The 26,350-nt window shown below is 45.1% G+C and carries 25 protein-coding genes; 11 read left to right on the top strand and 14 right to left on the bottom strand.

Annotated features, from left to right (window positions below; all coding sequences use genetic code 11):
* Positions 1-24: 24 nt before the first annotated feature.
* Positions 25-765 (top strand): peptidylprolyl isomerase, encoded by a 741-nt coding sequence (locus ACLWNV_RS00765; RefSeq protein WP_413585988.1) that lies wholly within the window; start codon positions 25-27, stop codon positions 763-765.
* A 90-nt stretch (positions 766-855) separates the two neighbouring features.
* Here the strand turns inward: ACLWNV_RS00765 and trxA are convergent, their stop codons facing one another.
* Positions 856-1,200, bottom strand: a complete 345-nt coding sequence (trxA, locus tag ACLWNV_RS00760; RefSeq protein ID WP_413585987.1) for a thioredoxin — start codon at positions 1,198-1,200, stop codon at positions 856-858.
* An 84-nt stretch (positions 1,201-1,284) separates the two neighbouring features.
* Here trxA and ACLWNV_RS00755 point away from each other — a divergent pair, with 84 nt between their 5' ends.
* From ACLWNV_RS00755 to ACLWNV_RS00740, 4 genes are all read left to right on the top strand, one after another.
* Positions 1,285-1,761, top strand: a complete 477-nt coding sequence (locus ACLWNV_RS00755) for a DUF3015 family protein (protein ID WP_413585986.1) — start codon at positions 1,285-1,287, stop codon at positions 1,759-1,761.
* Positions 1,751-3,565, top strand: coding sequence for a DUF4105 domain-containing protein (locus ACLWNV_RS00750; RefSeq protein WP_413585985.1), 1,815 nt, complete (start codon positions 1,751-1,753; stop codon positions 3,563-3,565). The genes ACLWNV_RS00755 and ACLWNV_RS00750 overlap by 11 nt, the downstream gene beginning before the upstream one ends.
* 191 nt (positions 3,566-3,756) lie before the next feature.
* Positions 3,757-6,621 carry a hypothetical protein gene (locus ACLWNV_RS00745; protein WP_413585984.1) on the top strand — a complete coding sequence of 955 codons (2,865 nt, stop codon included), beginning with the start codon at positions 3,757-3,759 and terminating at the stop codon, positions 6,619-6,621.
* 190 nt (positions 6,622-6,811) lie between these two features.
* The gene (locus ACLWNV_RS00740) at positions 6,812-7,471 is read left to right on the top strand and encodes a hypothetical protein (RefSeq protein ID WP_413585983.1); all 660 of its coding nucleotides are present in this window, start codon (positions 6,812-6,814) and stop codon (positions 7,469-7,471) included.
* Positions 7,472-7,537: 66 nt separating this feature from the next.
* On the opposite strand, the gene ACLWNV_RS00735 is transcribed toward ACLWNV_RS00740, so the two are convergent.
* On the bottom strand, positions 7,538-8,287 hold the full coding sequence (locus tag ACLWNV_RS00735) for an OmpA family protein (protein WP_413585982.1): 750 nt from the start codon (positions 8,285-8,287) through the stop codon (positions 7,538-7,540).
* Entirely contained in the window at positions 8,271-9,026 is a 756-nt protein-coding gene (locus ACLWNV_RS00730; protein WP_413585981.1) for a flagellar motor protein, read from the bottom strand. The genes ACLWNV_RS00735 and ACLWNV_RS00730 overlap by 17 nt, the downstream gene beginning before the upstream one ends.
* A gap of 95 nt (positions 9,027-9,121) precedes the next feature.
* On the opposite strand from ACLWNV_RS00730, the gene ACLWNV_RS00725 reads away from it, so the two are divergent.
* Genes ACLWNV_RS00725 through ACLWNV_RS00705 form a run of 5 tightly spaced genes read left to right on the top strand, consistent with a single transcriptional unit; the run spans position 9,122 to position 12,581 of the window.
* Positions 9,122-9,712 (top strand): phosphatase PAP2 family protein, encoded by a 591-nt coding sequence (locus tag ACLWNV_RS00725; RefSeq protein WP_413585980.1) that lies wholly within the window; start codon positions 9,122-9,124, stop codon positions 9,710-9,712.
* The gene (locus tag ACLWNV_RS00720; protein WP_413585979.1) at positions 9,709-10,695 is read left to right on the top strand and encodes an SDR family oxidoreductase; all 987 of its coding nucleotides are present in this window, start codon (positions 9,709-9,711) and stop codon (positions 10,693-10,695) included. The genes ACLWNV_RS00725 and ACLWNV_RS00720 overlap by 4 nt, the downstream gene beginning before the upstream one ends.
* Before the next feature lie 43 nt (positions 10,696-10,738).
* Positions 10,739-11,581, top strand: a complete 843-nt coding sequence (gene mtgA / locus ACLWNV_RS00715; protein ID WP_413585978.1) for a monofunctional biosynthetic peptidoglycan transglycosylase — start codon at positions 10,739-10,741, stop codon at positions 11,579-11,581.
* A 32-nt stretch (positions 11,582-11,613) separates the two neighbouring features.
* Positions 11,614-12,264 carry a protein-glutamine glutaminase family protein gene (locus tag ACLWNV_RS00710; RefSeq protein WP_413585977.1) on the top strand — a complete coding sequence of 217 codons (651 nt, stop codon included), beginning with the start codon at positions 11,614-11,616 and terminating at the stop codon, positions 12,262-12,264.
* Positions 12,264-12,581: a hypothetical protein gene (locus ACLWNV_RS00705; RefSeq protein ID WP_413585976.1), complete on the top strand. Its 318-nt coding sequence runs from the start codon at positions 12,264-12,266 to the stop codon at positions 12,579-12,581. Before ACLWNV_RS00710 ends, ACLWNV_RS00705 begins: the two co-directional genes overlap by 1 nt.
* An 8-nt stretch (positions 12,582-12,589) precedes the next feature.
* Here the strand turns inward: ACLWNV_RS00705 and ACLWNV_RS00700 are convergent, their stop codons facing one another.
* From ACLWNV_RS00700 to lysC, 6 genes are all read right to left on the bottom strand, one after another.
* A complete protein-coding gene (locus ACLWNV_RS00700; RefSeq protein WP_413585975.1) occupies positions 12,590-13,378 on the bottom strand; it encodes an ABC transporter permease in 789 nt (262 codons plus the stop codon).
* Positions 13,378-14,304: an ABC transporter ATP-binding protein gene (locus ACLWNV_RS00695; protein ID WP_413585974.1), complete on the bottom strand. Its 927-nt coding sequence runs from the start codon at positions 14,302-14,304 to the stop codon at positions 13,378-13,380. Before ACLWNV_RS00695 ends, ACLWNV_RS00700 begins: the two co-directional genes overlap by 1 nt.
* Entirely contained in the window at positions 14,304-16,118 is a 1,815-nt protein-coding gene (gene typA / locus ACLWNV_RS00690) for a translational GTPase TypA (protein ID WP_413585973.1), read from the bottom strand. Before typA ends, ACLWNV_RS00695 begins: the two co-directional genes overlap by 1 nt.
* Positions 16,119-16,197: 79 nt before the next feature.
* A complete protein-coding gene (dusB, locus tag ACLWNV_RS00685) occupies positions 16,198-17,163 on the bottom strand; it encodes a tRNA dihydrouridine synthase DusB (protein WP_413585972.1) in 966 nt (321 codons plus the stop codon).
* 206 nt (positions 17,164-17,369) lie between these two features.
* On the bottom strand, positions 17,370-17,972 hold the full coding sequence (locus ACLWNV_RS00680) for a nitroreductase family protein (protein WP_413585971.1): 603 nt from the start codon (positions 17,970-17,972) through the stop codon (positions 17,370-17,372).
* Positions 17,969-19,336, bottom strand: a complete 1,368-nt coding sequence (lysC, locus tag ACLWNV_RS00675; RefSeq protein WP_413585970.1) for a lysine-sensitive aspartokinase 3 — start codon at positions 19,334-19,336, stop codon at positions 17,969-17,971. The genes ACLWNV_RS00680 and lysC overlap by 4 nt, the downstream gene beginning before the upstream one ends.
* An 83-nt stretch (positions 19,337-19,419) precedes the next feature.
* On the opposite strand from lysC, the gene ACLWNV_RS00670 reads away from it, so the two are divergent.
* Positions 19,420-19,920 carry a hypothetical protein gene (locus ACLWNV_RS00670; RefSeq protein ID WP_413585969.1) on the top strand — a complete coding sequence of 167 codons (501 nt, stop codon included), beginning with the start codon at positions 19,420-19,422 and terminating at the stop codon, positions 19,918-19,920.
* A gap of 3 nt (positions 19,921-19,923) precedes the next feature.
* On the opposite strand, the gene mltG is transcribed toward ACLWNV_RS00670, so the two are convergent.
* From mltG to ACLWNV_RS00645, 5 genes are read right to left on the bottom strand one after another with little or no spacing between them, the layout of a single operon-like run.
* Complete coding sequence (gene mltG / locus ACLWNV_RS00665; RefSeq protein ID WP_413585968.1) at positions 19,924-21,039, bottom strand: endolytic transglycosylase MltG; 1,116 nt, start codon at positions 21,037-21,039, stop codon at positions 19,924-19,926.
* A complete protein-coding gene (locus ACLWNV_RS00660) occupies positions 21,039-22,556 on the bottom strand; it encodes a succinylglutamate-semialdehyde dehydrogenase (protein WP_413585967.1) in 1,518 nt (505 codons plus the stop codon). The genes mltG and ACLWNV_RS00660 overlap by 1 nt, the downstream gene beginning before the upstream one ends.
* A gap of 1 nt (position 22,557) precedes the next feature.
* Positions 22,558-23,589 carry an arginine N-succinyltransferase gene (locus tag ACLWNV_RS00655; protein WP_413585966.1) on the bottom strand — a complete coding sequence of 344 codons (1,032 nt, stop codon included), beginning with the start codon at positions 23,587-23,589 and terminating at the stop codon, positions 22,558-22,560.
* The gene (locus ACLWNV_RS00650) at positions 23,586-24,932 is read right to left on the bottom strand and encodes a M20/M25/M40 family metallo-hydrolase (RefSeq protein ID WP_413585965.1); all 1,347 of its coding nucleotides are present in this window, start codon (positions 24,930-24,932) and stop codon (positions 23,586-23,588) included. Before ACLWNV_RS00650 ends, ACLWNV_RS00655 begins: the two co-directional genes overlap by 4 nt.
* Positions 24,933-26,309, bottom strand: coding sequence for an aminotransferase class III-fold pyridoxal phosphate-dependent enzyme (locus ACLWNV_RS00645; RefSeq protein WP_413585964.1), 1,377 nt, complete (start codon positions 26,307-26,309; stop codon positions 24,933-24,935). It abuts the gene before it with no gap.
* Between the last annotated feature and the right edge of the window lie 41 nt (positions 26,310-26,350).

Raw genomic sequence — 26,350 nt, 5'->3', positions numbered from 1 at the left:
CTATAACTAATCAGGAGTATTTAAATGTCGAAGAATATCGATATTAAAAAGGTATTTTGGATCTACCTTTTCGCCTTCTTGCTAGCCGCTTTCAGTTTCCGTGCAGATGCTAAAACTGTTGAAACAACTACAGAAACATCCGGCGAAAAAACAGCCGAAACATCGGCTGACGTAAAAGCTGAAAAAACAGCTAAGAAATCAAAAGCAGATTCCAAAAAAGCTAAAGAAGATACTGCTACTAAGAAGGGAAAACCCATGTTCGCAATTTTCGAAACTAACAAAGGTACTTTTAAAGTTAAGCTACTAAGCGACAAGGCTCCGAAGACTGTTGAAAACTTCGTGGGTTTGGCTGAAGGAACTAAAGAGTGGACTGATCCTAAAACTGGCGAAAAAGTTAAAAAGCCATTTTACGATGGTTTGACTTTCCACCGCGTGATCAAAGATTTCATGATTCAAGGTGGTTGCCCACTTGGAACTGGTACTGGTGGCCCAGGTTACCGTTTTGACGATGAGTTCCCAGCTGGTCAACAAAAGCACTCTAAGCCAGGTATCCTTTCTATGGCGAATGCAGGACCTAACACTAACGGTTCTCAGTTCTTCGTAACTACTGTTCCAACTCCTTGGTTGGATGGTCGTCACGCAGTATTCGGAGAAGTTGTTGAGGGTATGGACGTTGTTCACTCTATCGAGAACTCTAAAACAGGCCCGATGGATCGTCCCGCTGAGCCAGTTATCATGAAGCACGTTAAAATCGTTAGAGAGTAGTTTTACTCTCTCGAGTTGACGAAATTAAAAACCCGCTCTCCTTGGAGGCGGGTTTTTTTATGTCCATCATCATTCGTATGCGACACGAACCTATTCTTTTTCAACCTGAGACATGTCGATTTCTTTAGCGCGTTTAACGATTTGCTCAAGGATATCTTCATTCACGGCGCCGGGCTGGACGAAAATGATCGCTTGTTCCTTGATCACCGCCAAAGTGGGGATCGATTTTACTTCAAAACTTGCCGCGATTTCTGGCTCTTCATCTGTGTTAATCTTCAGGAATTTTACGTCCGGATGCTTCGCTGCCACCGCATCGAAAATCGGCGCAAACCTTTTACAAGGACCACACCAGACCGCCCAGAAGTCTATGATTACTATCTGGTTTTCCTGAACTAGCTGCTGGAAATTTTCTTTATTCGCTTCAACTACAGACATGCTTCACTCCTTGACCTAGATAAGTTTAAGTTTGTAGGAAAACACGGATTGAGTCAGCATAAATAAAAACCACAGGAGGTTACATTGAAAAAGGTTCTTATTACAGCTTTGTTTTTGTTCTCTGCTAACGCATTTGCCGGTGACGCAGGTTGCGGTTTGGGCTCGATGATCATTACTAAAAACTCAAAAGGTCTTCAACTTTTGGCTTTGACTACAAACGGTTCATTCTTGTCTTCATTCTTCGGTATCACTTCCGGTACTTCTGGCTGTTCTTCAAGCGGCATCGTAATGAACGATAAAGAAGTTCAATACTTCGTTGAAGTGAATCAAAAAGAACTTTCTCGTGAAATGGCTCAAGGTCACGGTCAACTTCTTGCAACTTTGGCTGAAATGAAAGGTTGCGCAAACACTCAAGCTCAAGCAGCTTTTGGTTCTTTCACACAAAACTCTTACTCTAACATCATCCCAGCTGCGAACACTTCTGCTGCGGACATGGTTTCTAACTTGAACAACGAACTTGCTGGTCAAAAGGATCTTCAAAACCTTTGCCATGGTTCGTAGTCTTTTAGTTACTGCGTTTTTATTGATAGCCCCACTTTTTACGTGGGGCTTTTCATTGCAGTCCACAGCCAATTACAAAGAACAAGCCCTTGCTAAGAATCTTGATAATTCCAGCGCATGGTTAAAGCTTGGCCATTACCGCAAAAGTCTTTCCGGAAATTATCATTCTCCAATTCGGGGAAACTTCTTTATCGCTCCAGATGGGGCCTGGGATCCGCGCGCGGAACTTCTGGCAACTATTGATCTGTTGTTCACAGAAGGCACCGCCAAAGAACAATGTCGTTATCTGGCACGCACATCCTGGCTTAAATCAGAATTAAGTATTTCTGAAACAGATTTAGCAGCCTGTCCTGAACGAGTCCAATGGAAGCAACAACTTGGGGTCACAGAGGCGTATATAGTTTTTGCGGCTTCTGATCTTTCCAGCGCACCCTCAAGTTTTGGCCATACATTTTTAAGAATGCACAATCCTAAGAACACCGGACAACTGGATCTTTTGGATTACGGCATAAACTACGCAGCGAATACCGGCTCTGATGGTGGCGCCCTTTATGCGCTTAAAGGAGTATTCGGCTATTACCCAGGCGTTTATTCGATGTTGCCCTATCATCAGAAAATTCAGGAGTACTCGAATCTGGAAGGCCGTGATCTTTGGGAATACAAACTGGATCTTACACCCCAGCAAGTGGAGTTGATGATTGATCACTTGTTGGAACTTGAAGGCAGCTATGCACCTTACTATTTTGCTGACGAAAACTGTTCGTCGCAGATGTTGGAGCTTATCGAAGCCGTCTCACCTGATTCAAATTTAACCGGTCAATTTCATGATTTCGTGATTCCGCTTGATTCCCTGAAAGCGCTGTCTAATGCGGGTCTTCTGGTAAATGAAAAACTTCGCACCTCACTACAAACCGAATGGCGTGCCCGTTATGCTGGTCTTAACTTTTCAGAGCGTTTTGCCTTAAGTTCAATTCTTACTAACAAAACCGAAACTGGTGAAGCCTATCAGAAGCTTGAAAAGAAAGAAAAAGCAGAGGCATTGGAAGCAGCCCTCAGCTATCTTTCCATTCGCGAATATCGGGACCAAAAAGAGTACAACGAAGAAAAGTATCGTCTGTCAGTGTCGCGCGCAAAACTGGGTGCGATCACTGATCCTGTTAAGATCACACCACCTAAATCGCCTCTGCTAAGTCCTCCGACTGCGGCTTTCTATTTGGGATATGGCAAGGATGACTATTTAGACTATTACCAATTCAAATTCCGTCGCGGATTTCATGATCTGCTTTCCGACGACAGCGGACTTGCTCCGTTTTCTCAGCTAAACTTTTTTACTTTTGATGTGCGCTACAAGCCTGAACTTAATAATTGGGATCTGCACGAGTTTGTTTTATTAAGCATTCTTTCGACTTCACCATGGACTCAGTTGGAAAAGCCAAGTTCCTGGGCGATCGAAGTGGGAACCACACCAAAGCTTTCGCCCTACGTAAATGGCGGCATCGGCGCAAGCTTTGACTTCCCGATTCTGAAAGCTACTCGCTGGACCGTGTTGGCTGCGAGTGAAAACTACGATCTCGCTGAAGAAGCACGTCCTTACTTGGGTGTAAATTCACTGTTCATGATGAAGTGGGTCGACTCTTTCAGAACTCTTTTTCAAACGAAGTATCTTTATTCCACTTCCCAGGGGAAATTCGTCTGGAATAACTATGTGGCAGGCTCTTTTTCCTATGAGAAAGTTGAATTCCGCACTGAATATTCCAATAAAGACGAGCTTGAAAGCTGGGGTCTTTCCGTGGTCCTTCCTTAGGTGCCAGGTCCTACTTACGGATGCGCCGCATCCGTAAGTAGGACCTGGCACCTGTTAAGGTTTTAGACACCCCCGTGACCTAAAGAGGCCTCGTCTCAATCTAAGACATTCCAGGTGCTCTGTATTACTTATGACAGGTCCGTGACTTGCTAATCTCTTCAGTAGGGCAAAGAGCCCTTTGAGGAGAAACTATGTTTAAGGCTTCTTTAACATATCAAAGAACGATCAGCTTCGTTACCGCAATGGTGCTAAGCTTTTCTTCAATTTCTCCGGCGCTTGCAGCGACTTTAACCAATTCCGAAGACAAGCGCGCCAAACAAGACGCTGCCATCATGGAAAGCGTTGGCTATAGAGTCCAAGTCGACTATGCAAACAAGATCACTCGTGTTTTCGATAAAACCTCCAACATTCCAGTTATGGAAATTCCATTCGCTGACGAGCAAAACCTTCGTAAATACTCCCCAAAGAATATTGAACGCAGACTTCTAAACGATATGGGTAAGGTATGGACGGGAAATAAAGCTGCTTTCTCCCACTCACTTCACAATCTTGCCCCTGAATCTGCCATGTTCTTTATGTCCATGGGTTTGGTCATGGCGGGACAGTTGGTATTTAACTATTCAATGAATCCGGTTGCTGCAGATCAACACGTAGCTCACTCCTTCTCGCCGATGGGCATCATCGGTTTCCAACTATTCATGTATTCGCAAGGCGTAACTTCCAACGTACTTTCCATGTACATGAAGAATCCCAAGTATCATGCATTTATTCCTTATTTGGGTATGACCGTCGGTGCAACGGTACAAGGTATCGCTTCCCAAATCGTGGCTGATCCCAATGTAAAAGCCTGTGCAAAAGTTTGGATGGGAAAAAAGGTTACTGAACAGGACATTCAAAATGGTGCTGATAAAGAGCCATGCGAGAAGGCTTATGAGCACCTGGTTATTCACAAGAAAATCTGGGAGATGGCTCCAAACATCGCTTCAATGCTGATCTCCTCTGCAGTTGCAGCTGGCCTTGAAAAAGGTGGTGCAGCTCTTTTAACTGGTCAGAAAGCAAACATCATCCGCCTGACGGGCGTGGACATTGTGACTTGGCTTATGCCGGGTACAACTCAAGTCAAAGGTTTGCGTTTCTTTCTTACTAAAGGTTTAAAACTTTCTGCATTCGTAGCACTTGATCAGTTGTTCATGCGTTCCGTAACGTTTGCATGGAGAAATATTGTCGATGCTCCAGCACTTTATACAGCAACTGAAAATCTTGAAAAAGAAATGAATGCGATGAAGCCTCATTGGATTAATACTTATGAGCATCCGATTCAACACAGACTTAAAGACTTCCGCGAAAAGATGGCTGCCTGGAGGATGGCAAACTTAGCTGACGTTCATGAAGCAAGCCAGAACTGGCAAAGTGCTTTGATGCAGCTGACTCAAGGTTATAAGTCAGCGGAAAATTTCTATGGAGATTTTGTTGAACAAGCTCGTCAAAATCGCTTTGATCGCCATGGAACAGCCGACATCACAATGCCTTCGCCTCTTTACGGTGTAAAAGCAGATGGTATGAAAGCGGGTCCAGATGACGCTTACCACACAGATAAAAAACTTATCGAGCAGCGCCAGCGTTTTACCCTGCACGATGCAGCAGCAGCGTCTTCGATGCTCTTAAATTCACCTGAATTTAAGAAGCTGACCTATGCTCAGCAAAAGAATTTTACCACCATCGTAAATGGCTTGGGCAATCAGGATCTGAATAAAGTAGTTCCAGTATTCAATCTGATTAATAGCGAACTTCGCTCTCTTGCAGTGAAGCAAAATTCCGGTGCCGATGCAATCTACCAAAAATTCTTAACCCAAGTCCGCGACATGGTTGGCAATCCAAATCCGCAAATGGAAACAGGTGCAGCGTGGGCGAAAACCTATGTTACAAGCCCTGGCACATATGAAAAAGTTAAAGACACGAACTTCTATCGTCGTGTAGGTGTGTTCGCGACTCCTCAAATTTCAGACTATCTGATCATGCAAATGGTCTGCGGCCCTGACATTGAAAAAGGTCAGCAAACCGTACGCGATACGACGGGATTCCCTTCAGTATTCCTAGCTCCAACAATTGGAAATCCAGCAGACAGCTTCAAGGAGTGCAACCCTTCTTACACTCAACAACTTAAGGCTGTTGTGCCAACGGCTTACAATTGGGGCGTAAATGCCAAACAAGGCAGCTACAACGGCGTTGTAAATTACTTATTGGCTGAGATTCGCCCTTCAGTCCTGGGTACTGCTACAAAGCCTGCATTTGAAACATGGTGGAAAGAGAATACTTACAGCCAAATGAAAGCGGCGTTCGACAAGTACACTATTGATTACGATAAAATCGTAGTTAACTTGATTCGTAGCCTGTACAAGCCGGGAAAAATCCTGATCAACGCTGGTCCCGCTTACAATGGCGCTATGAATGCGATTTTCCAGGAGGAGAGAGTTTATCTTTCAATCCTGAATGACATTATGAATCCGAAGCCGGCGTACAAGCTGGATTTCGAAAACATTTTAAATCAGTTTCCAAATGATCCGCTTTTAAAGGAAATCGAAGCTGAGTTTGCTACGATGAATCGTCTGATTAAGAAAATTAAGATCGTAAACAAAGACGGACGCGAAAGAATCCAGTCCACTCTTGAGAATTCCGAATTGGAAGCTCAGGAACAAAAGATTCAGGCGGTTCTTGTTAAAGTTGCGAAAACTTTGGGGGCTAGCGCTGAAAAAGTTCAACCGAAACAGAATGACGATCCCTTCGCTGCCTTGGAGCAGGACGAATCCGGCTCTCAAGAAGCAGAAGTCGTTCAAAAATACAGTCTGACCAAGGCGCAAATCAACGTAGTTACGACAGTTCTGGAATCGCTTCAGGGCCTGGCTTCCGAAATGAAGTCTTATGGTTCCATCGCGAATGCTGTGAGCTGGGACAAGATCAATAATCTGGGCGAAGTGGATGTGTTGACCAAAAAATTCAACAACATGGTTCAGAAACAACTGGCAGAAGCCAGAGCATTGGGACTGGGAGCGAAATAGTTTCCAGTCTTAAAATGAGACGTGTTCTTAAGGTTTCCAGCAGAACGCGAAAAAGGTCACTGATTTCGGTTATTAAACAGGCCAAACCGGCCAGATCGAAACTAGCGGACCTAAAGATGGTAAGAGATTTGCTTAGTATTAAGGATATAAGATTTAACGCTTTTTAAAGATTTATAAAGAGGAGTTTTCAATGAAAAAGGCATTTATTATCGGTATGACAATCGCTTTCTCTGCATCTGCATTTGCAGCTCCAGGTAAAATGACGACTATTGAACGCGTTACCAAGTTTGAAAAAACAAGCCAAGAGTACTTCTTGGATGCCAACGGTAACCTTAAAAATGCTTCCGGTAAAAATGCTGAAAAAAGATATCTAGAGCAGGCACTTCGTGATCTGGCTCCAGGTAAGGAAAGCAAAATCGTTGAAAACGCCGTGCAAGATAAAGAAATCCTAAAGAACCTGATCTCTATCACAGCAGTGAAAAAAGCTGCAGACAAAATTGAAGACAGAGATGAGGCTCGTGAACTAACAGAAGGTTCACAAGGCCTGGCAGAAATGATCGGTCAGGTTCACCTGGCTGGTAAAATCACTTCTCGTGAAAATACGGCAGAACAAACCACTCTTGCGACAGCTGCTTACAACAAAATGCTTCGCCTGGGTTCACAAATCCTGACTCAATTCAAAGGGGCAGACCGCACAGCATACGTAAAAGTTATCAGTGCTTTCAACGCACGCAAAGGCAATGGCAAAACACCTGATGAAAACTTGGTCGACGCGGTAATGGAAACTCAAAAAGTATCCAAAGAAAAAGCGCTGGAGATCCTAAAAAAGCTTAAAGACTGCGTAGCTTAATCTCCCGAGAAAACCACCTCTTAAAACACCAAAGCCGAGGCAACATAAACCTCGGCTTTTTTCATTCTAGATTCCAACCTTTTTATTGTCGGTAACTATTAGAATCTCTATTCGTCGATTCATCGCTTTGTGCTCGTCAGTATCATTCGGGACGATGGGCTTTTGATCCCCATAGGAAATTGAAACAAAACGCTTGGGATTTAGCTTGTGATATTTCACAAAGTAACGAACCACCGCCGATGATCGATCCCCCGCAAGCTCCCAGTTACTGGGATACTTCGGATCTTCGATCGGCGTATCATCTGTGTGTCCTTCGACGATAATACGTTTGTCGTTAGCTGAAAGAATCTCAGCCACTTTATCCAATGCTGGCAAAGAGGACAGACGAAGTTTTGCAGATCCTGGCGTAAAGAAGCTAGAAGCTGTCAATGAGACACGAACACCCACGGAATCATGGTAAATATCCTGAATGTCTTTTTTCTTATCATCAGGGCTCATCGCTTTACCCAAAGCGCGCTCTACATAGTCAGCCGCTTCAGAGGGGCCACCCTTTTTCGGAAAATTGCCGACAGGAATTTCCAACTCTGCGATAGCAGAATCAATCGTATCGGCGTTCTGATCCGAACCGCCTTTTCCAACCAGATGAAAATTCAATTTGATCGACTGTTCGAAATCTTTTTGCTTATTCTCGTTAGCAGTGGAAGTTGCATACATCACCACAAAGAACGCAAACAATAGCGTGATGAAGTCGGCATAGGATACCAACCAACGCTCATGACTTACGTGCTCAGGATGCTTCTTACGCTTTAGATGCATGACTTAAATAAGACCTTAGTTTTTGTTCGATCACGACATGGTTAACACCTTTAGCGATCATCACACCGCCCTCAAGGATCATCATGCGTTCGCGGGTTCTTTCTTCGACTTTCTTTTTTAGTTTGCTTCCTAATGGCAAGAACAGAAGATTGGCAAAACTCACACCGTACACCGTTGCAACGAACGCCACTGCGATACCGGCGCCGAGTTTACTGGTATCGGTCAAGTTACCCATTACGTGAATCAAGCCCAGAACCGCACCAATGATACCGATTGTTGGCGCATAACCACCAGCATCAGTCCAAATCTTTGCACCGTCCAAAAGTTCTTCTTCTTCGATATAAATTTGATTTTCAAAAACATCGCGAATAGCTGGCTCTTCCATTCCATCAACGACACTACGAAGTACATCGCGCATCAAGGGATCAGACATTCGGGCAAGCCTTGGCTCCAACGCAAGAATAGATTCTTTTTTTGCGATTCTTGAATATTCGATCAGCTCTTCAAGGTGTTGATGCGCTACGCTTTCCTCATGACGGAATGCTTTCTTAGCCAGATTAACACCGGTTTTCAGTGCTCTCTCTGAACTGGACACCATCACGGCACCTACGGTGCCCGCAAATACGATGAGAAACGCAGTAAATTGCATTAGGGAACTAAGATGTCCACCTTCAATAAAGTTACCAAAGATGATTCCACCGAAACCAATAACGAGCCCTAAGAGTGTAGCTATGTCCATAGGCATAATAATGCCATAGCGAGTTGAACGAGGCACTCTGGCCCTCGGAAGACCTAGACTTTCTGCGGGTAAAAAACTAAGTTAAGATCCCTATCATGCTCGATTTTATTTTGAACCTCGATAAACGTCTTTTTACTCTTATCAATTCTGAATGGACTGCTCCTTGGGCAGATGCATTTTTCCCATTCATCACAGACCTGCACAAAAAAGATCCAGTTAAGATTGTCTGCATTCCACTGATCATTGCGCTGTTCATTTGGCGCCGCGGTTGGAAAAAAGGCTGCACAATTTTCGTAATGGCTGTTTTAAGTGTTTCTCTTTCTGACGGAATTGGTAACTGGGGTTTTAAAAAAACCGTACAGCGACCGAGGCCAGCAAATACTGAAAACCTGACAGTCACAGTCAGGGCACCCTTTGGCGGATACAGTTTTGTTTCCAATCATGCGACCAATATATTTAACTTTGCGACTTTTGTTGCCGTTATTTTTCCAGTGGCTGCGGCACCAATGATGACATTGGCATTAGTTGTTTCCTACAGCCGCGTTTACAATGGAGTGCATTTCCCAACCGATATTTTAGCCGGAGCAATACTGGGAATTATAACCGGAATAGTCATGGCAAGGCTTTGCCAAAGGTTTATCTCCCGCTTTGATGAAGACACCGACAACGAGGCACAGGCAGTATGAAAGTATTAGTCACAGGCGCAAATGGTTTCCTGGGTAGTTGGCTGACAAGAGCTCTGGTAGACGAAGGCCATGAGGTCTTTGCATTGGTCAGACCTAAAAGTGATATCTCGGAACTAAAAGGCATTAATTGCCAATATCGCCATGGTGACGTAACTGACATCGTGTCCCTGCTTGAAGCTTTTGATGGCATCGACACTGTTTTTCATCTGGCTGGCGTCGTGGCTTACAAAGCTGCTGATCGCCCCCTGATGGAAAAAGTAAATGTTCAGGGGACAGCAAACGTAGTCGAAGTCTGCCGTGAAAAGAAAGTTCGTCGCCTGGTACATCTTTCTTCGGTAGTTGCTGTCGGTGGTGGCAGAACTCCAAACGAAGTACTTAACGAGAACTCAGATTTCAATATTCATGATCTGAATCTGGGATACTTTGAAACAAAACACGATGCAGAGGTTATAGTAAAAGCTGCTTGTGATAGAGGCGAAATCGATGCGGTTATCCTTAACCCAGCAACGATCTATGGCCGCGGCGATGCCAAGAAAGGCAGCCGCAAAATGATGCTGAAAGTAGCTCAAGGTAAACTTAATTTTTACACTTCCGGTGGCGTGAACGTAGTCGCTGTTGAAGATGTGATTCAGGGAATTATCAGCGCCTGGAAAATCGGAAAAACTGGTGAGCGCTATATTCTGTCTGGTGAAAACATCCTGATCAAAGACCTTTTCCGCATGATCGCTGAGGAAGCCGGAGTTAAACCTCCGACAAAAAAATTACCGGATGGTCTGCTTCATTTAGTGGGTACTATTGGTGATGCGATGGAAAGCATGGGACTAAAAGGTCCGCTAAGTAAAGAAAACGCCTACACGGCCACGATGTACCATTGGTTTGATTCCTCCAAAGCGCAGCGCGAGCTGGGTTTCAAACCCCGTCCGGCACGTCAGGCAATTCATAACAGTATTGAGTGGGTCAAAGAACAAGGGATGCTAAAGTAAGATGAAGGCTGCAGGACTTTTTTTTGCCATCATAGCTGCAATTATGATTACCACTGCTGCGATCATCTGGTCGTGGCTTCCTGGTGAAAAGGAAATCAAGGGTTGTATCGTCACGACCATGTACAAAGTCGACTTATGCCCGACTTCCAAAAACTATGTTCCGCTAAAACAAATCAGCCCCTATCTGCAAAAAACCATCATCATGACCGAAGATGGAAACTTCTATAAGCATCACGGTTTTGAATGGGCCATCATCGAAAAGAACTTCCGCCAAGGCTGGGAAACCGGCGTCTATAAACGTGGTGGATCGACGATCACTCAGCAACTGGCAAAGAATATGTTCTTAAGTGGTGATAGAACATTCTTCCGCAAAGGTTTGGAAGCCATCATCACCGACCGCATTGAAAAGACTCTGACCAAAAAAGAAATCCTTGAGAAGTATCTAAACGTAGTAGAATTCGGGAAAAACATTTACGGAATCAAAGCCGCATCCCAGTTCTATTTTAAAAAATCACCGGCATCACTTGATGTTGTGGAAAGTGCTTTCATGGCAATGGTTCTGCCAAGCCCGATCAAGTATTCCCAGTCTTATTACAAAAAAGAACTCACCCAGTTTGCCCGCAAACGCATGAGCCAGATTGTGCAGAACATGTATCAATTCCACAGCATCGACCAAGCAGAGTACGAAGTGGCGATGGAGAGAATTCAATCCTTCTTAAGCCCCGCTCCCCCGCCTATGGATGATATCCCGGGACTTGAAAACATGTCCGTGGAACAAGTGGACTCTTTAAGTAACGATGAAATTGATCGTCTGGAGCAGGAAATCCGCGAGGAATCCAACTCCGGAAGCTCCGAATTGGACATCACCCCAGACGAAAGCCTGTAAGTAAAATACTAATTTGTTCCGATACAGCTATCATGGGCTACAAATTACTTTTGATAATAGTTACGATCGTTTTCGCTGCGACATTACCCGTACCCGATCAGTACGAAAAAGGCAGCAGCGTCAGTCTATCTGTATTAAGTCAGGAACAAGCCGAACAACTATTCACAGAGTTTAAAGAGCATTCAGAAATCCCCTTTGATTATCCGGTTGATGGCTGTTTCGCGCGCGCAACAGCGATGAGTAAAGTCGCAGAGCAAAGCAAAATTCAAATGGGCAAAGTATGGGTTGAAGGCACGTTACGGGTAACTCCAAAATCAAAAAGCCTTCCCAACATTGAGTGGGGCTATCACGTGGCCACCACGCTCTATGTAAAAGGCGTTACCGGTGAGCCTGAACTTAAAGTTTTTGATCCTTCGATGTTCGATAAACCTGTTTCTCTTGAAGAGTGGACTGGAGCCATGCAGGTCGATGGAAAGCCGAAACCGAATATTAAAAGAATTTACTTCGGCGAGAGATTCCAAATGTGGCCGGAAGGAAAGGCGAAGGAAAGAAAGAAGAATAACTGGGTAAAAGAAGATTTAAAAAACACAGAGCAGTATCTTAACTACTACACGGCAAGACAGAACGAGTTAAAAGCGTTTACAAAGAAGTATCCTGGCAAAGTTTTAAAGGCGGTTTACTAATGAAGTACGCGATTCTGCTACTCTCTATTTATCTGACTTCACTCTCCGCTGTTGCATTAGCGGGTTCAATCACAGGGTTCAAGCAAAATAGCAAAGCCAAGGTTGCTACAATCTCAGGCCCTGTTAGGCAAATTATTGAGACTGAAGATTCATTTAAAATAATGGTCGGCAATTACGCTGCTATTTATACATTTCCCAAGAATACGAATTCGAAAATCGCAAAAGATGTCCTTGAGAAGAGCCAAAAGACTGAATCTTCCATCTCTATCAACTACGACACGATCACCCGCGACATTATAAGTCTTGAGAGCAAATAGATTTGTAACTATTTAAGCAGCTTATTACGGATGCGATGGAACGAAACGTTCATGCAGACCCATGTCAGTATCAATAGAATACCGATGTGAATTGCGATCATGGTCACATTCCCCTGGTGCAAAATTCCGCGAACCGCAGCCACACCATGAGTCAGTGGGAATAGATAAGCCAAATAACGCAAGCCCGATGGCAATTGCTCTAATGGAAAGTAAGTTCCGCTAAGCAAGCTCATAGGAACAATAAACCCAGAAGTGGAATAGATAAAAGAATCATAGTTGCGCGCAATCGACGTGAACATCATCCCGATGCAGGAAAACAGCGCCGAAATCAGAAGCAACACCGGAAGTGCCAAAAGTATTCTATAAGAATCAATCAAACCAAAGAATACCGCCACAATCGTAACACCTGTCACACCAAAGAAACCTTTGGTTGCGGCCCACATCAACTCGCCTGCCACGATCTCTTCAGGTCCCACTCGGGTTAGCATGATCGTCGCATAAGTTTTCTGATGGGTAAGCTTAGTGTAGTTTCCGTAGGTACCCTCGAAGAAAGCCACCATCATCGCAGTCGTACATAGCAGTGCTGGAAAGAAGTATTCGATGTACGACATTCCAGCCATGTTATCGACAAAAGAACCCAAACCAAAACCGATAGCACCAAGATAAATCACCGGCTCCAGAACAATCCAGAACAGCGAAACCATCATGGTCTTTTTAAAATAAAGAAAATTTCGCTGCCAAACTTTAGTGGCACCGTCGTTAAACTTGGGAATCGAGAAGAGCTGTTTAATCTTCATTATTCGTCCCTCAACTGATGGCCTGCCAATTTAAGGAAAACATCATTCAAAGTGGGCTTGCGAATAAAGATTTTATCAGAGGCAATGAGATCTACGACACGGCGGCCCTCCTGGTTTTCTTTAACCAGAACAGACACAGTGTCTTTAATAACCTGATACGCAAAACCTTCGGCGCGCAAACGGCCAAGGTAGTAATTTAAGTCGACAGGGTTTGTATCAAACTCCACGACTTCCTTACCGATCAGGTCGCGAATCAATTCTCGGGGTTTACCGATGGTCAGAATTTTTCCGCCATCAATAATCGCCACGCGATCACACATCTGCTCGGCCTCTTCCATATAATGAGTGGTCAGAACCAAAGTGCTTTTTTCGGATTTTAGATGCTTAAAGAAATCCCAGATCCAGATACGCGCCTGCGGATCCAATCCGGTTGTGGGCTCATCCAGAAAAATAACTTCTGGAGAGTTAATCAGACCACGGGCGATTGCCAGACGGCGCTTCATACCACCACTTAACGTCTCCACGGAGCGATCCTGGTACTCTTCAAGTTTCATCAGGCGAAGCAATGCCTGCGCACGCAACTCGGCCTCTGCAGGCTGAATATTGTGATAACTGGCATAGACTGAGAGATTTTCTAAAACTGTGAAGTCGGGATCGAGGCCGTCGTCCTGAGGGACGACGCCGATACGAGATTTGATTTCGCGGTAATTCTTTTTAACGTTAAGGCCGAGAACATAAAGCTCCCCGCTGGTAACGAGGGCTGAGCAATACATCATCTTCATCGTTGTTGTTTTGCCAGCCCCATTAGGACCTAAAAGTCCGAAACATTCGCCCTTGTAGATTTCCAGATCTATTCCATCGACTGCGACTCTATCGTCGTATTTTTTGGTTAGGTCTTTAATCTCAATGGCGACTTTCGAATCCATTATTCCTTCGCTGCTCTTGCACGTTTGTTTGGATCGGTTTCGCGGCAACGAAGACGGATGTTCTTCGGAGTCACTTCGATCAGTTCAGAGTCCTTGATCCATTCCATCGCTTTTTCCAACGTCATTGGACGCACTGGAACCAAGCGGATAGCTTCATCAGAACCCGAAGCACGTACGTTCGTCAATTTTTTCTCACGAGTGATATTCACTTCTAGATCATTATCCTTAGCGTGCTCACCAACGATCATGCCTTCGTAAACATCCTGACCGTGTGTCACGTACATGATACCGCGCTCTTGAAGATTCCAGATAGCAAATGCTGTTGCTTGACCTTTACGGTCAGAAATCATCGCACCATTCATACGGTGTTCGATTTCACCTTTGTAGTTCTCCCAGCCGTTGAATTGAGTATTCAATAGACCTGTACCACGAGTGTCAGTCAGGAACTCAGAACGGTAGCCGATCAAACCACGTGAAGGGATAAGGAATTCAAGACGAGTACGGCCTGAACCTTTCTGAACCATGTTTTGCATTACGCCTTTACGTTTACCAAGTTTCTCAGTAACCGCACCAACGAAAGAGTCCTCGATATCGATAACCGCGATCTCCATTGGTTCCATTTTTTGACCGTTTTCTTCTTTGAAGATAACTGTCGGCTTGGAAACCAGAAGTTCGAAGTTTTCACGGCGCATTTGCTCGATCAATACACCCAATTGCAACTCACCACGACCGACAACTTTGAAAGCGTCAGTGTTCGCAGTTTTTTCCACACGGATAGCAACGTTGTACAACAATTCTCTCTCAAGACGCTCAAGGATCTTACGGGAAGTAACGTTCTTACCTTCCATACCCGCGAACGGACCGTTATTTACAGAGAATACCATTCCCACCGTCGGCTCATCCACGCGGATACGCGGAAGTGGACGTGGATCGATAGCTGAAGTGATAGTATCACCGATCGTGAAATCTTCCATACCGGCGATAACCACGATGTCACCCGCGCCAACTTCCTGAGCTGGAACTTGCGAGTTCACTTTGTATTGGTACAAAGCAGAGACTTTAACTTTTTTCTGACCGTTTTCCTGAACGCAAACAACATCGTCACCAACTTTGATGGAACCGGCGCGCATACGACCGATAGCCAAACGACCTACGTAGTCGTTGTAAGAGATGTTGGAAACCATTACTTGCAATGGAGCGTTCTCGTCGATTTTTGGAGGTGGAACCAGGTTTACGATAGCATCGTAAAGAACTTCCAATGTACCTGTGTTAACCGCAGGATCCAAAGTCGCCATACCTTCACGCGCGATAGCGTAAACAGTGTGGAAATCACATTGTTCTTCAGTAGCTTCAAGATCGATGAACAAATCGAAAAGTTCGTTATGAACTTCCTGGATACGGGCATCGGCACGGTCAATCTTGTTGATACAAACGATAACCTTAAGATTTTGCTCAAGGGCTTTTTTCAATACGAAACGAGTTTGTGGAAGTGGACCTTCAGAGGCGTCGCAAAGAAGGATACAACCATCAACCATGTTCAGGATACGTTCAACTTCACCACCGAAGTCACTATGTCCCGGAGTATCGACGATGTTAACTTTGATATCTTTGTAAACGAAAGAGGCATTCTTAGCGGCGATAGTGATACCACGTTCTCTTTCAAGATCCATGGAGTCCATCAAGCGGTCATCAACGTGTTCGTTGTCACGGAATGTACCGGCTTGTTTAATCAAATGGTCAACCAGAGTTGTTTTACCGTGGTCGACGTGCGCGATAATCGCGATATTTCTAATCTTCTTCGGATCTTGAATCATATTTAACCCTTCATTAAATTGAATCTTGTAAAACTAAATCAAAAATTTAAAAAACACATATCAGGATTTGGTTAGACCACTAACCGTGTCCACCCATTAAGAATTCATCCTGGGATTGATCTTCTTGCTCAACACTACCGATACCAGCGAAAAATTCGTTGGCTAGGTTCATGATCTCTTCATTGCTCTTGGATTGGAAAAGATTCTTCCTGAATTGTGCAGCTCCAGGATACCCTGTCGAGAACCAAGCTGCAAACTTTCTCAATTGAATCCCTGTGATGTGTTCATCACAATGCGCAACAAGCTCATTTTTCAGACTGTTAAACAGGCTCACATAGTCTCTTTGTACCGCTTTAGGGGTCTCGCCACGCCACAAGGACAGGGCATCCATAAAGATAAACGGATTTTTAAGGCAACCACGGCCAATCATTACACCGTCACAGCCAGACTGTTCCAGTCTTAGGACCGCTTGCTTGGGTGTGAGGATGTCTCCGTTTCCAAGAATTGGAAGTTTCGCCTTGGACTTAATGTCAGCAATAAAGTCCCAGTCTGCAAAGCCAGAATAGCTTTGCGCGCGAGTGCGCCCGTGGATAGCCACCCAGGAGATACCTTCGTTGTAAGCGATGTTACAAATTTCCAAAGCGTTACGGGTGTTGGAATCCCAACCCGTTCTGATTTTAATCGTCACTGGAACTTTCACTGCGCCCTTAACAGCGGCAAGAACCTTCTGCATCTGCACTGGGTCCTTCATCATCGCAGAGCCCGCGCCCTTTTTAACAACTTTGGGAACAGGGCAACCGAAATTCAGATCCACGAAATCGCAACCTTCAGCTTCTGCGACCGCAGCAGCTCTGCCTAAAATTTCTGGATCTTCACCGAACAGTTGAATCCCGATGGGACGCTGGGATTCATCGAAGCTCATCAGCTTCATGGTTCTTTCGGACTTGTATTCAATGCCACTTGCACTGACCAATTCCGTAACAACAACACTCGTGTCGAGCTTTTTCATGAATGTACGGAACGCGTGATCAGTGATCCCTGCCATAGGGGCAAGGACAAACGGATTTGTCTTTAGGGCTTGAACTGGATTCATAAGGGATGCGGTATATCAAAATCCCGCCCGAAAAGGTACAGAAAACAACCCCTTAGACGCAATTTACATGTCAAAAAGTATGACTGTTGCAGCACCCTTTAGTCTTAACTAAACCAAGGCATATCAGGTAGTTAGGTAAATTAACTGGTTAAGTTTGTTTATTCAGAGATCCAGGTAACTCGCCCCTCGGTCTGCCTTGGAGCCTTAGGTGGGTTGTGATCCGGGTACCCGATGACCACACCACAAAGAAGCTCAAGCTCCCCCCGCTGGTATTCCGGAAGTTTATCCACACCCAAAAACTTATCCACTTCTTCTTTGATTTCCAGTGGTGCACCCATCGTGCAACAACCTAATCCTTCAACCAAACAAGCAAGATTTAAATTTTCCACAGCCATATACACGGAACCGATACTGGTGTGATAGCGCTCTTCGGAATCATTGTGCGAGTATGCAAATAACAAAACCGGTGCATCACCCAGCGTGAAGAAAAATCTTTCAGTGAAAGAGTAAAGTGACGGCTTCAATCTTTGCTGAAGAACGTCCTTAATTCCCAACCAGGATTTCTGTGAGTACTGAATGTATTCATCGCGCTTTTTGCCAGTCACCACAAAGAAACGCCAGTTCTGGCGATTTTTTCCAGAGGGTGCCTCCATAGCAGCACCCAGCAAGCGCTCCATCACATCTTTAGGAACCGCGTCGGGTTTGAATTTACGAATGGATTTTCTTGAGGCTAATAGCTGGTAAAATTCTTCTTTATTCACGCAAGCTCCACGAACTTGTGATGCAGTTTTTGAATAGCCACAGGGCCGTGCTCTTCATTCACCAGAAAGCAAAAATTGTGTTTGCTCGCCCCCAGGCAAATCATACGGACATTGATGTCCGAGATCGTTTCGAAAATTTCCTTTCCCAATCCAGAAGTGTGGTTGATGTTGTTACCAATCAACGACACCAGACTTAGATTTTCTTCAACCTGTACGTCAGCGATTTCTGAAAGATCCGAGATTAGCTTTTTATTTAGCAAAGTCGAATCATCCAAAGTCACACTGACTGAAATTTCAGAGGTTGTGATGGCGTCGATACTAACCTTGTGATCATTGAAAATCTTAAAGATCTGAAACAGGAAACCGTGGGCATGAAGCATTTCTGGCGTGGAAAGAGTTACCAGCACCTGGTTCTTTCTGATAGCCATCGCACGAATCAGCGGATGTTGCTCCACTTCCTTACGCACCCAGGTTCCCTTCGCTTCAGCATCAAAACTAGAGCCAACAAAGACTGGAATATTTTTTCGAATTGCAGGCAACAAAGTTGCCGGATGCAGAACTTTTGCACCAAAAGTCGCCAGCTCCGAGGCTTCTTTAAAAGAGATTTCCGCAATAGGCTTGGCTTTAGCGCACAATCGCGGATCCGTCGTCGCAATGCCTGCAACATCCGTCCAGATTTCCAAAACATCGGCCGCCACGCCTTCCGCAAGGATCGCAGCTGAATAGTCGGAACCACCGCGACCCAAAGTCGTCGTCATTCCTTCTTCGGTGCTGCCAATATAACCTTGGGTCACAAAGACCGTTTTAAAACTGCGAATATTTGGCAGGTGACGTTGACAGTGACTTGCCACTAACGCCGTCAGGGGTTTGGCTTTACCGAATAAATCATCCGTTTTCAAAACGTCACGAACATCAATAAGCTCGGCATTCTTGTCGGAACCACGCTCTTTTAAAACTTTGGCCATCGCTACTGCAAAAAGAACTGAAGATGTGCGCTCTCCCAGACTCATCAAAGCATCCATCGCCTTGACGGAACAATCGCGCAACAGGTGGACACCTTTTGCCAGGGACTGCATTTCTTCAAACAAGGTTTCCAATTTTTTGACTGAATTCGCATCGGCGTTCAAGTCAGCGGCGATCTTACGGTGACGATCCTGAATTTTCTTAATGATGGTTTCACACTCGGCCCAAGTGGACTTTTCCGCCTTATTACCCAAAGAGATCAGATCATTGGTTGTCCCAGACGTGGCCGAGACTACGACCATGCTGGAATTTTGGCGAAATGCAACCTCGGCACTGCGAAGTATGCACTCCGCATCTCCCATAGAGGTTCCACCGAACTTAGAAACGATAAGCTGAGCCATCAAAGCCTCCGCAGAAAAGATTCTCCTGCATCTTAAGTCTTTTCTTGTTTTTACTTCAATGACTTTATGGCAAACTTTTTTCTATGACTTCCAAAACAGATTCTGCTTTCACCAAAAAAGAAATACTCCTGATGGTTTGCCTGGCCATCGTTGCGATGGTTATGACCACAGTTGCGGTCATTCCAAACTTACGAAATTCCGTGAAAGATCTTTTCTCATCTGAAAGTCGAACTGTCGTGGCAAAGGTGACGGGAAATTTGACTCCACTGGGACCCAAGGTCACCGTTTTGAAAATTCACAATAAGAACTCTTTAGAACTTGAAGTCTATAAACTGAGTGATGCTGACGGCATGTCGATGATTGCCAAACTTCCCTTGGCAGAGAATCGCGACGGATACTTTACTTTAAAGGGTAATTCAACAAATCTGGCACTGACGGATGTGGATGCTGATGGAACCTTGGAAATCGTGGCACCGACATTTGATGATCAGATGGTGCCTAGATTAAATATTTATAAATATAACGAAGGAACTCAAAGCTTCGATAAAGTGAGTTCCCCTGAAGAGGAAGGCGCAGCGAAATAGGTTCTATTTCGCCGGCTTTTTAACGCCAGTTCCTGCCCCAGTTTCTTTTTGACCTGCAGGTTTATTCTTTAGATCTCTCCATGAACGGCCTTCGCGGGCTTTAGCATCTAACTGATAACGCTTCACTGCTGCCTGATGGCCTTTGTAATCCTCAGAGAAAACGTGGGTCCCATCATTCTGACTGACAAAGAACAAATACTCGCTCTTTTCAGGATTCATTGCTGCCAGCAAAGCTTCCTTGCCCGGATTCGCAATCGGCCCTGGTGGTAATCCCGAAATCACATAGGTGTTATAACGGGTCGGCGTGGTTAAATCCGCACGAGTGATGTTGATCACGATCTTACCTAAAGTTTCAGCCTTACCGTAAATGATCGTGGGATCGGTTTGCAGCTTCATACCTTTTTGCAGGCGATTGTGGAATACAGATGAAATCAAGGGACGCTCTTGCGGAGCACCTGTTTCTTTTTCCACGATACTTGCCAAGGTTACGATCTGATGGCGAGTCCATCCCTTAAGCTGGCTTTGCGGCTGGATCTCATTGTAAACGTACAAGAATCGTTTCACCATCGCCGAAATCAAACCCTTGGTGTCCGTAAACTTAGTCAGCATGTAAGTTTCCGGGAACAGGTAACCTTCAAGGCTTGTCTGTTTTTCTCCAAGCAATGACTGAATTAAATCCGGATCGCGCACCAGGCGCATGAATTCTGCAGCCGTACCGAAACCCGCCTTTTCATAAAGGTCGGAGATCTCGTAAATGCTAAGACCCTCGCTGATCGTAAATGCGCGCGCGATACTTTTGCCGGAAGTGATGACATCCAGGACTTCATCCGGCGTCATGTTCGTTCTTAACAGGTACTCCCCAACTTTAACTTTGGATCGCTCGTTTTTAAAACGCGCATACATGGAAAAGAAAAAAGAATTGCGAACCAATCCTTTGTTTTCCAAATCTTTTGCGACCGTATTAAACGCCTTACCTGGAAGAACTTCGTAAACCACATCCTGCGCGACAGAACTTGGCGCCGTGGTGGCGTACTGGTAACCCAGAAAGCCCACACAGACACCCACTGCCACAATCAAAGCCACCATCGCACTGACAAGAACGACAACTGTCTTTTTCATTATTTCATATCCAAATTCATGCCTGGCAGAATTTTAGTTGGATCAAATGGCGTCGGATCCTCAAGGCTTGCCACAGGCACCGTGCAATACTGAATTGCAAAGTGAGCGGAAGCTCTGTCGTTTCCGGACTTACCCATACCACCGAACGGCAAGCGAGAACTTGCACCATTTGTTGTACGGTTCCAGTTTAGCAAACCAACGCGGGCTTTAAACAAAGCGTCCTCGTAAAGTTCTTTGTTTTTAGAAAACAACGCCATTACCAGACCATAACCAGTGGAATTTACGATCTCCATCGCATGATTCCAGTCGCCCGTCGTATAGATCGCAACGTTTGGTCCGAAGATTTCTGATTTTTGATATACCGAGTTCGGATCGAACTTTTTCACCAGATGAATTGAAGGAGTGACATAGTAACCTTTGTTTTTAAGATCCAAAGACTTACCACGCATCAGGCTTTCGCAGTTTTCGCGGTTTGCGATTTCCTGGAAGCGAATGTATTTTTCAACCGATGCCGCTGTGATAAGCGGACCCATGAAGGTATTTTCTGTCCAGTGACCGATCGAAAGTTTTTTTGCCGCCTGATAGAATTTCTCTGTAAATTCGTCAGCAATTTTTGGATGTACGATGATACGGCTGGTGCAGGAACAACGCTGACCCGCTGTCATGTATGCACCGACCAGCGATTCGTAAACCGCTTTGTCCATATCTGCGTCTTCCCAAACTACGGTTGCATTCTTACCACCCATTTCCAGCGCCAGAATTTTCCAGTAGTGATTCAAAGTCTCTTGTTTGATTTTCAAACCGACTTCGTAAGAACCCGTGAATAGAACGCCATCAACGTGTTCGTTTGCAACCAAACGACCACCACCAGCTCCATCACCCTGAACCATGTTGAAAACACCTTCAGGAAATTGAGCTTTTTCAAACATCTCGGCCATGTACTGACCCACTGCGGGAGTTTGCTCTGATGGCTTAAAGACAACTGTGTTTCCAGCAATCAATGCAGGAATAATGTGACCATTCGGCAAATGCGCAGGGAAGTTAAATGGACCGACAACAGCCATCACACCGCGGGATCTGTGGCGAATCACGCCATCAACTTGCGGTAAAGCGTTGGAGATGCGTTCATCCGCAATCAATTTGATCGATTGATTTAAAGTGATATCAATCTTTGCGCCCAAAGCCTTGGCTTCTGTCATTGCCTCCCACGCAGGCTTTCCTGTGTCGCGGGAAATAATCTGTGCAAATTGTTCGGCGTGAGTATCAAACATTTCTTTTAAGCGCATCAAATAGGAACGTCTTTCATCCATGGAAAGAGTCGCCCATTTTGGATAAGCTTTTTTCGCCGCCAGGCAGGCTTCATCCATGTGATCGTGCTTAAAAGGCACTGTCATGATCAAGTCGTTTAAGTCCGCCGGACTTAAGTTTTTAACTTCGCCGTCACCTTTGGCAACCGGAACGAAACGGCCATTAATAAAATCACCTTTATAACTAACTGGAAAAATGGTGGTGCTCATCTTATTGTCTTCCTCTGCTATAGTGGAATGGGGCTGCAAAAACCTGATCTCCAACTTCAACGCCCAGAATCTGGCGCGCTTTCATTGGTAAAATAACTTCGCCATCACGAATATCCACAGCGCACATTGTGGCTCTGAACTCCTCACCCGTGGCAGCAATTAAATACTGTTCTTTAAACGTACAATCTTTTCCGTCTGCCACAATCAGGTGGCGGCCCATTTTAATTGGCAGGATTTCTGCCGTCTGGGCACCGTAATGTGGTCCCCCATCAAAGGGATCAACTTCGTCCAGGTAATTAAATCCGATGCTTTCCAAAAGATGTTGCGCCGGTTTCGTGGCTTCACCCACGCGGCCCAACACCAAACGGGCTTTCGAATCCAACAGCGCCAGATAGATGTCTTCCTGCGGAAAAAGACTTTCAATAAACTCTTTATGTGACTGGCTGAGGGCATCCGCCTCTTGATAAGGCAGACCCGTAAAACGACGGCCCAAGGCCTCCCAGAATTCTGAACGACCTTCGTCAGTCAGGGGCGGCGTTAATTCACATAACACGCGTTCTTCGAATTTCTCGGGATGGATAGCCATGTATAGAAAACGGGTTAAGCTGATTTGCTTACCCAGTTTTTCCGGACGACGGCGATACGCACGATCCACAAGAAGTCCTCCGATTTCAGTTGGACCGTCAAAATCCAGCTGGAAGCGCAATACTTGATGAATGAATCCAATTCCCAGATCCTGGGAAAAATGGTCGCGTTTGATAATTTTGAAATAACTGTGGGGAACTTCTTCATTTCCATGCTTGGCAAGAATCAGGGAACTTCCCACGATCTGTTTTTCTTCCAGATCTTCGACAACAAAAAGATATTCAGCTTTGGATTTTTCCAGTTTATCGGCGAAAGATTGCTCACTGCGATCAATCTTTTCACTTAAAACTTTTTTATCTCCAGGCAAATTCAACAGATTAAACTGCTTTGCCAAATCCACCAGCTGATTTAAATCGTCGTGCCGAACAGGTCTTATTAGAAAACTCATAGACAAAACCTCTCGATGACTTTTTTATAAAATTCAATGGCCTTATATAAATCCTCAATCGCCACATGCTCTTGAGGTGTGTGTACATTTCCTTCGCGCTTGCCCGGACCAAAGCAGGCGCACTCGATACCAATACGGGAAAATATACTTGCTTCATTGGTTGATGGCTGCGTCGTGAGCTCTGCCTTCAATCCAAGATTTCGTAATTCATCCAAACAACCTTTCACTAGAATTGAATTCACTTCTGTACGGAAAGGTTTTTTATAGTCATTCACACTGAAAACAGCACCGTTCTTTTCACACAAGTCGCGAATCTGCTCCATCCATCGCTCATAGATTTCCTGAGTGATGATCGGAGGCAGACGGCAGCTTCCGGAAAGCTGCACGTCATTTTCATTCGTACGAATCAATCCGATGTTCAAAGTCGGAGTACTCGGATAAAACTCCTCGTCCTTATGTTTTAAAAACTCAGCTTCAACTTCTTTCAGGCCACGATAGATATTTGCTATACGCGCCGAAATCGGATTCTTAACTGTTGAAAGCATGTCGATTTCCAAAAACGCATGACTTGGAACCGTGTTGAAGTTAATTCCGCCATCCACTTCCATGATATTCACAGATTCTGGAAGCATCGTCAGATACTCCAGCATCTTGGTGATCGCACTTTCGCCCAGATGAGGCATCGAGGAATGAGCTGCCTTACCACGAAACAATTTGGACTGTGTCGAGGTACTTTCGCGCAGATTATGCTCATCACGGTAGCGCACTTCCTCTTCAGAAAACGGCACACGAATTTCGACGGTTGCAAAACCTTTTGCCGCATTCACCAGCTGCAGATCGCTGGGCTCGCCAATCAAAGCCATTTTCGCCGCAATTTTATTTTTGCGGATCAGCTTCAGCGCGCCCTGCATTCCGGTTTCTTCGCCAAAGGTACCAACCAGTACCGGCGGCAAGCGCCATGCACGGTCTTTACCAAACGAAGCAATCGCTTCAAGCTTACACAGGAAATCAAGCTTTACGTCAGCAGTTCCCAATCCATAAATCTTACCGTCGATAATGTGGGCATCGTAGGGATTGCTCCCCGTTTCAGTCCACAATGCAAAAGGCCCCGGGTCGGCAGTATCCAAATGCGTTTGCAGCAGAAACTCTGCGCCCGGTCTCTCGCTAGTGGGACGGGCAATGATATTTACCTGCTCCAAATCCCCCATGACCTCGATCTGCTCTTCAACCACCAGTCCTTTTTGACGGCAAAATGCTGCCGCCCACCGCGCAAGTTCTTTGTTCCCATGCGCGGGAGTGCTGTCGATGGCGATTAGCTGACGGCAAGACTCGATGAAATCCAACTACACTCCTTCAAGAAGTGTTTTTTCGATAATGCTTAAAGCAATATCGATATCCTGATCCTGAATAATCGCAGGAATCAGGAAGCGCGCGCGCACTGGATCTTTACCACAAGGGAAAGCAATCACGCCGTTTGCATAAAGTTTGTTTAAGAAAGCATTTACGCTTTCTTTTTTTCCATCATGCGGAGTGAAAGCCACCATCAGACCCATACCGCCGGCATCAGTTGCGATACCTTTGCAAGTCGTGTCGTTCAGTTTGTTAATACCGTCGATGAAACGTTTGTGAATTTGCTGAATGCGACCGTTAGGACCCAGGAAGCCCTCAGAAAGCATATTCAACATTTCCACACCCGCAGCCAAACACGGCGATGCGCCCGAGAATGTACCAGCAATCAAACCTGGTTTTGGATTGTACTCCTCAGTGTAAAGTGTCGCACCGATTTGCGCTGTCTTTGCGATAGTGCAGATATCGATGTACTGACCCAGACCCAAAGTTTCAAAAGCGAAGTATTCGCCCGTACGAGTGAAAGTTTGAACTTCATCCGCCCAAACTGCGATGTTTTTTGATTTACAGAAATCCAACAGTGGAACAAAGAATTCACGCGGAGCCGCCTGATAACCGCCCTCGCCCAACATCGGTTCAAAACCGAATGCAGAAATATTGCCTTCGTGTTTTGCAACGTGCTCTTTGATTGCTGCCAAAGCTTTTTCACCGGATTTTGGATCGCGTTTATCATAGAATGGAACACGCAGTACTTCGTGATATTCCGGCAATCCTTGTTTGTAAGCCGTGTTGTCGGTCACTTCTGCCATCATCGTTGAACGACCGGCAAAAGCATCTTTGAAAGACATCACAAAACGTGCTGGTGAATTTTTTTGACGGGAAAGTTTCAGTGCATTTTCATTCGCCATAGTTCCGCAAGTCGCAATCCACGCATATTTCAAGCGCGAATTTTTGCTGGCGATTTGCACAAGCTTTTCAGTGAACAGGCGATATTCGTTGTTCGGTTGCAGATTACCCTGATTCAAAATATCAGCAAGGGAGCCGCGCACAGCTGCAGTCATCACGCGTGGATTTGCGTGACCCATCAAGTGAATACCAATGCCATTGATCAAATCCAATTTGACACTGCCATCTTCAAGCTCAACATACGGCCCGCGACCCGCGCCTGTGCCCATGTATTGATAGTGCAAAGGACGTCCACGCAACAAACCTGTCTGCTCGATTTTTTGTTTGCCTGAATCTTTAAACGCATCTTGAGGAGCACGAATGCCTTCAAGCGAAGAATTTAATTTAGTGACTTCACCGACAAGATCTTTGATCAAAGAATTTACTTTATCGGATTGTTGAATTTGATGGCCTACAAGAGAACTCATAATACCTTTCGCGGAGATACAAAATCCTTCATCTCCATGTT

This window comes from Bdellovibrio sp. HCB274 (assembly GCF_047306075.1).
In the GTDB taxonomy this organism is placed as follows: Bacteria; Bdellovibrionota; Bdellovibrionia; order Bdellovibrionales; family Bdellovibrionaceae; genus Bdellovibrio.
The sequence above is the reverse complement of the archived record's forward strand: the minus strand, read 5'-3'. Positions and strand labels throughout refer to the sequence as shown.

What these genes read in the sequence shown, in the direction of transcription:
- ACLWNV_RS00735 (WP_413585982.1), bottom strand. Translation starts at nt 8,287, where the DNA reads ATGCATCTAAAGCGTAAGAAGCATCCTGAGCACGTAAGTCATGAGCGT.
- mltG (WP_413585968.1), bottom strand. Translation starts at nt 21,039, where the DNA reads ATGAAAAAGACAGTTGTCGTTCTTGTCAGTGCGATGGTGGCTTTGATT.
- ACLWNV_RS00730 (WP_413585981.1), bottom strand. Translation starts at nt 9,026, where the DNA reads ATGGACATAGCTACACTCTTAGGGCTCGTTATTGGTTTCGGTGGAATC.
- ACLWNV_RS00670 (WP_413585969.1), top strand. Translation starts at nt 19,420, where the DNA reads ATGACTTCCAAAACAGATTCTGCTTTCACCAAAAAAGAAATACTCCTG.
- ACLWNV_RS00700 (WP_413585975.1), bottom strand. Translation starts at nt 13,378, where the DNA reads ATGAAGATTAAACAGCTCTTCTCGATTCCCAAGTTTAACGACGGTGCC.
- dusB (WP_413585972.1), bottom strand. Translation starts at nt 17,163, where the DNA reads ATGGCAGGGATCACTGATCACGCGTTCCGTACATTCATGAAAAAGCTC.
- lysC (WP_413585970.1), bottom strand. Translation starts at nt 19,336, where the DNA reads ATGGCTCAGCTTATCGTTTCTAAGTTCGGTGGAACCTCTATGGGAGAT.
- ACLWNV_RS00705 (WP_413585976.1), top strand. Translation starts at nt 12,264, where the DNA reads ATGAAGTACGCGATTCTGCTACTCTCTATTTATCTGACTTCACTCTCC.
- mtgA (WP_413585978.1), top strand. Translation starts at nt 10,739, where the DNA reads ATGATTACCACTGCTGCGATCATCTGGTCGTGGCTTCCTGGTGAAAAG.
- ACLWNV_RS00660 (WP_413585967.1), bottom strand. Translation starts at nt 22,556, where the DNA reads ATGAGCACCACCATTTTTCCAGTTAGTTATAAAGGTGATTTTATTAAT.
- ACLWNV_RS00740 (WP_413585983.1), top strand. Translation starts at nt 6,812, where the DNA reads ATGAAAAAGGCATTTATTATCGGTATGACAATCGCTTTCTCTGCATCT.
- ACLWNV_RS00710 (WP_413585977.1), top strand. Translation starts at nt 11,614, where the DNA reads ATGGGCTACAAATTACTTTTGATAATAGTTACGATCGTTTTCGCTGCG.
- ACLWNV_RS00655 (WP_413585966.1), bottom strand. Translation starts at nt 23,589, where the DNA reads ATGAGTTTTCTAATAAGACCTGTTCGGCACGACGATTTAAATCAGCTG.
- ACLWNV_RS00645 (WP_413585964.1), bottom strand. Translation starts at nt 26,309, where the DNA reads ATGAGTTCTCTTGTAGGCCATCAAATTCAACAATCCGATAAAGTAAAT.
- ACLWNV_RS00745 (WP_413585984.1), top strand. Translation starts at nt 3,757, where the DNA reads ATGTTTAAGGCTTCTTTAACATATCAAAGAACGATCAGCTTCGTTACC.
- typA (WP_413585973.1), bottom strand. Translation starts at nt 16,118, where the DNA reads ATGATTCAAGATCCGAAGAAGATTAGAAATATCGCGATTATCGCGCAC.
- trxA (WP_413585987.1), bottom strand. Translation starts at nt 1,200, where the DNA reads ATGTCTGTAGTTGAAGCGAATAAAGAAAATTTCCAGCAGCTAGTTCAG.
- ACLWNV_RS00695 (WP_413585974.1), bottom strand. Translation starts at nt 14,304, where the DNA reads ATGGATTCGAAAGTCGCCATTGAGATTAAAGACCTAACCAAAAAATAC.
- ACLWNV_RS00725 (WP_413585980.1), top strand. Translation starts at nt 9,122, where the DNA reads ATGCTCGATTTTATTTTGAACCTCGATAAACGTCTTTTTACTCTTATC.
- ACLWNV_RS00750 (WP_413585985.1), top strand. Translation starts at nt 1,751, where the DNA reads ATGGTTCGTAGTCTTTTAGTTACTGCGTTTTTATTGATAGCCCCACTT.
- ACLWNV_RS00720 (WP_413585979.1), top strand. Translation starts at nt 9,709, where the DNA reads ATGAAAGTATTAGTCACAGGCGCAAATGGTTTCCTGGGTAGTTGGCTG.
- ACLWNV_RS00765 (WP_413585988.1), top strand. Translation starts at nt 25, where the DNA reads ATGTCGAAGAATATCGATATTAAAAAGGTATTTTGGATCTACCTTTTC.